Raw genomic sequence first — 5,012 nt, 5'->3', positions numbered from 1 at the left:
TCGCGGGCACTGCCGAGGAAAATTGCGGCGCGGCTGCGGCGGAATTTACCCGCAACCACACCACAGAGGCGCGTCAGATCATGAACGCGGCACTGACGCCGAACCCGGCTGAATACACCAGCGTCATCGTTGCGAATTCTACGCTGACGCAACTGATGAACGATGGGCTGGTGCGCCCGCTGAACGATCTGGTCGATAAGCATGGTGCAAACATCCCCGATAACCTGAAGATCACCATCGACGGCAACATCATGGCGATTGCGTTCATGGCCAATTCGCAGCACCTGTTTTCACGCACCGACATCCTTGCCCAGGCAGGAATCGACAGCGTACCTGGCACTTATGATGAGGTTATCGCTGCGGCCAAAGCCATTCGCGAGGCGGGGATGATGGAATATCCCATCGTGATGGACATGAAAGCCGGCTGGAATGTGGGTGAATCCTTCAACCTTGCGTTCCTTGCCCACGGTGGTGAGTTCTTCAAGGCGGGTTCCGCAGAGCCGACAGTGAACAGCGAAGCTGGCGTTGCCGCGCTGGAGACTATGAAAGCTTTGGTTGAATACGCCCATCCTGATCACCTGACGCAAGCCTCAAACGAGACTCAGGCGCTTTGGGAAGCCGGCGAAGCCGCGCTTGGGATCATGTGGGGCTCTCGTGGTGCGGCGATCCTCGATGACGAAGGGTCTTCCGAAGAAGTGATATCCAACACTGTTCTGTCTGCGGCCCCATCGGTCGAAGCGGGCGGCGTGCCCGGTGCGACACTGTGGTGGGATGGTCTGACCATTTCGACAAATGTCTCTGACGCCGAAGCAGAGGCGTCGTTCGCGGCCCTTGCAGGCGCTTTGACTGCCGATATGGTTGCTGCCAATAACGACGATGCGGTCTGGCTGCTGGATGGGTTCAAACCGGGTGCTGCGGCAGCTGGTGTAGCTGCAACTGCCAAAGGCGGCGCAGCCCCTTATCCGATGCTTCCGCAAATCGGTCTGTTGCACAACGCGCTGGGGGCCGAGCTGTCGGACTTCCTGCAAGGCAACGAAAGTGCTGAAAAAGCGCTGGCTGATGTTGAAGCGGCCTACACGACTGCTGCAAAAGAAGCGGGTTTGACCCCTAAGGTGGTTATGCCTGTTGATCTTTTCGGTCAGCCAGCAAACTATCCTGTATTGAGCGCGATTGCTAAAGAAAATGAAATGATAGTCGTGGCGGATGCTGCCCAGAGCTTTGGGGGGGCGTTGCATGGGAAGCGTGTCGGTGTTTTGGCTGATTACACGACAACCAGCTTTTTCCCCGCGAAGCCCCTGGGCTGTTATGGGGATGGTGGCGCAATCCTGACTGATGATATGGACAAGGCTGAAATCCTCAAGTCAATTCGTATTCATGGCCAAGGCTCAGACAAATATGACAATGTGCGGTTGGGGGTGAATAGTCGTTTGGATAGTTTTCAGGCTGCTGTTCTGATCGAAAAGTTGTCGATATTTCAAAGTGAGCTAGAGGCGAGAGATCGGATTGCAAGACGTTATTGTGCCAATCTTGGAGGGCATGTTGTCGTTCCAAATCTTATAGTTGGCGGGTTTTCTTCTTGGGCGCAGTACACGGTGAAAGTCAAAGAGCGTGACCGGGTTGTGCTTGCGCTTAAGGAGCGTGGTATTCCTACCGGAGTTTATTATCCTCAACCTTTGCATACTCAGAAGCCTTATAAAGTAGCACCTCTTTCCAATGGGGGGCTCGCTGTTTCGGAAAAACTTTCAAGGGAAGTATTGAGTCTACCAATGTCTTCTTATCTTGATGAAGAAACTCAGGATTGGATTGTTGCCTCTGTTAAGGTGGCGCTAGGCGCCTGGTAGTAGTTTTATGGATAAGCTCTTCTTATGTAGGAAAAGAATGTTGCAGTTATGTGGCTGTTCTTAGAAACGCCATTGCGGTTGATATGTGTTTCAGGGGAGCATATTGTGAGTCAGTTGAGGTTGTGGTTGTTCGAGATCTGGAGACAGAGGCGCCGGTTCGGTATTCGCGCTTTTAATGCTTTCTACAGGGGCTTGAAGGGGATCATTCCAAGCTTCAAACATCTCCTGAAGGATAATCTACCTGAAGCAACTGTGAATTTTTTGGCCAATAACCTGATGCCGGAGAAAAGGCGGTCTCCGCGTAATCGCCGCTATATTCGTACAGGGCTTTCGCGTGTTGGCTTGCTCCGTGAAATGGAGAGACGCAACGTCCGCTATGTGCTCCTGCGATGGTTTGAGGGGTTGCCAGACTGGCCTGAGGGGGAGGATATGGACTTCCTTGTTCACAGTGAGGATATTGAGAAAATTCAAGATCTCTTTACTCTGGCGGGTAATGATATGCCGGTGGATCTATTCTCTCATGATGGATCTAAGGGATTATCCTACAGTGGATTGCCTTATTACCCGCTTCCCTTTTCAGAGAGATTGCTGAAGGGGGCTGTTTTGACAGAATTGCGCGCGCGCGTTCCTAATTTTGAGATGTACTTTGCAAGTCTAGCCTATCATGCGGTTTACCATAAATTTTATAAATCTGGGTTGCCACTTGAGAGTGGGGGCGATGCTTGTAACGATAATCCGGAGAACCCCTATCCTGAACTACTTTCTGAGATGGCTCGCACATTAGGGTTGGAGCTTGATTGCTCTCTTGTTAGTTTACATGCTTTTTTACACGAAAATCAACTTGCTCCCACTTTTGACTTGATGAGAAAGCTAGAGGGAATAAATCCTCACCTCAGCCCATTGATGAATGACACTGGAGGCGTACTTTCTTTGGTGCAAGGCGAAGTTATAGCTTTTGTTGTTCGGCAATGGACTTTGGATAACGGATTATACGAGGATTTACGCAAGGAGCTTCAGGTCAATTTGAAGTTAGAAATTTTGACTGAGATCTACCTTGATGGTGATCAGAAGCAGCGTGCCAACCGAGGGATCCGAGGTGGTGATTGGGGCAAAGGCCCTCATAAAATTGCCGGAGGCGGCCCTGCGGTTCTATTGCTTTGCTTTGATTATCATCCTGTCGAGGCTTCTTCTGAATTGAAGCTTATCCATCCCCATATTCGAAATGCGAATATCTCTAGATTTAAAGGCCATCTGCGAAAGTATGTTGAGGAGAGAGTGCTTATTACCAAGCATGCAAACCCTATACACTCTTCGGATGATGAGTATGAAGCTTGGCAATATGCTGAGATCATTGCGCCTGATGAAACAGCTTCACTTAAAGAAAGGGTCTCAAGGATAAGGAAAGCTTACGAAACAGTCTTGCCGGTCATTGATCTGCTGCCTTCGCACCGTCGTAGAGCAAAGCTTGAGGTCGTAGATTTTGACGGCATAAAGGCTGTTAAAAAAACGTTTCGCTTGTCAGAACTTGATTACTTCCAGAGAGAACTGGAAATACTGTCCCTCTTTTCTAAAAAGAGTCCTCTTATTCCGGGTGTCCTTGCTCGGGGAGATAATTATTTCATAATTCCATATTTTGAAAATGCCTTGGAGGGGCTTTCCTTAAGCGAACAAGATCGCATTCTAAAAGGTCGGGGGGCTGAAATCGTAAGTGTCTTGAAGCTGTTTTATGATGAAGGCTATGCTTTGATGGACTTTAATAGAAATAATGTACTCATTACTCCGCAAGGGAATCTTGTCATAATCGACTTCGAATACGCTCATCAGTATATTGATAAACCAGAAAATTTTTGTTTTTCATATGATATTGTTGGTGTTCCCAAAAAAAATGATGGGAGCTATGTGGATGGGTTAATTGAACCGTGCTTGACGTATAAGGACTCTTGGGAACCTATCCTTGGCCCGTTAGATAAGTATCTTCGTCAATTAACCTGAAGTTTGGAATAAAGTGATAACGCAGAATAAATTTGATATCTCTGTTACAACAGAGGCTCCTGATGATTGGGATAGTTGGATGTTAGCCCAAGGACACTGCTATGCGGGGGCACGTCAATTGTCATGTAGGGCAAATATCTATGATATTGAGCATGAGGGCAAAACTTATTTCCTGTTGTGTGAGTGTGATGGGGCTCGAGAAGCTGCGGTATTAGCCAGTTGGATACCCTCAAAGAGGAACTCCTTTCTGCACCGGGTGCTCACCAGATTTCTGGGCGTTGGAAATGGAGTCTTGGAGGTTTTTGAAGGACCCGTCGCTAAAACGAACCGCCATGGGGAGTTCTCTCAACTTCTGGCCGCGGTGGATAAACTAGCCAAAGATTTGAGGGTCAGTTCTATTAGAATTTCAGTTATTCCATTTGGATATATTAAATCAAAAGAGAATTTTTTTGCCGATGGGATGGAAGCTCACGGTTACATACGCCATGATTGGTTGACGTCAGTCGTAAATTTGGAACAGGGGGGGGGGACGCGTTTCAGTCTCTGCGCCGCAGTGAGCGCAAAGCTATTAATAAATGTGTGAAAGCTGGTGTGTATCTTCGTAAATGTGAAACTAAATCCAGTTTCATTCATGACTTTTGTGAAGAGTACTACAGTGAGAGTTGGAGTGAAGAGCGGCTTGATCGTATGGAGCGGCAATGGGATCTGACTGATCATCAGTTCTATTCATATTATGTAGCCGTTTCAAAAAACGAGGAGATCCTTGGTGTCTTAGGTACCTACAATTTTAATGGGTATATTACGGAGCGTTTAAGCAAGAGAACATCTGTAGGAAAGAAATCCAATTTGCCTGTCCAGGATTTTTTGCACTGGGCAATAATGGAATGTTGTCGAGGTGCGGGGGATCAATGGTTTGATCTAGCGGGGTTTTCGCCAACTCCGCAGAGTGAGGGGGAGAAAGGTATTAGGTTTTTTAAAGAAAAATGGGGTGGCGAGCTTAGAGAGGCTCCTTTTTTTCTAAAAGACTGTAGGCCATCATGGCTTGCACTGTTGCGTAAAATTTTACCTGTGTAAGATTCTGGGGAGGGGTAAGTTGAGTTCTTTGATTACCAGTACTTTTGTCCAGGATGTTAAATGGCTAGCCCTAGCTCAATTGTTTATGCGTGCAAAGGGGTTAAT

3 protein-coding genes are annotated in these 5,012 nt (G+C 47.8%); all 3 read left to right on the top strand.

Features of this window, described 5'->3' with window-relative positions:
• Window positions 1–155 precede the first annotated feature (155 nt).
• The 3 genes from Q0241_RS01775 (at window position 156) to Q0241_RS01765 (ending at window position 4,907) form a co-directional block, all read left to right on the top strand.
• Complete coding sequence (locus Q0241_RS01775; protein ID WP_366941144.1) at window positions 156–1,841, top strand: extracellular solute-binding protein; 1,686 nt, start codon at window positions 156–158, stop codon at window positions 1,839–1,841.
• Between the two features lie 192 nt (window positions 1,842–2,033).
• Window positions 2,034–3,833, top strand: coding sequence for a hypothetical protein (locus Q0241_RS01770; protein WP_299372121.1), 1,800 nt, complete (start codon window positions 2,034–2,036; stop codon window positions 3,831–3,833).
• A 489-nt stretch (window positions 3,834–4,322) separates the two neighbouring features.
• Window positions 4,323–4,907: a hypothetical protein gene (locus Q0241_RS01765; RefSeq protein ID WP_299372118.1), complete on the top strand. Its 585-nt coding sequence runs from the start codon at window positions 4,323–4,325 to the stop codon at window positions 4,905–4,907.
• The last annotated feature ends 105 nt before the right edge of the window (window positions 4,908–5,012 follow it).

The organism is uncultured Kiloniella sp. (assembly GCF_937128705.1).
GTDB lineage: Bacteria > Pseudomonadota > Alphaproteobacteria > Kiloniellales > Kiloniellaceae > Kiloniella.
This window is presented reverse-complemented; position numbering and strand designations above follow the sequence as displayed.

Excerpts from the sequence above, each read along its gene's own strand:
- Q0241_RS01775 (WP_366941144.1), top strand. The coding sequence starts at position 156 with ATGAACGATGGGCTGGTGCGCCCGCTGAACGATCTGGTCGATAAGCAT.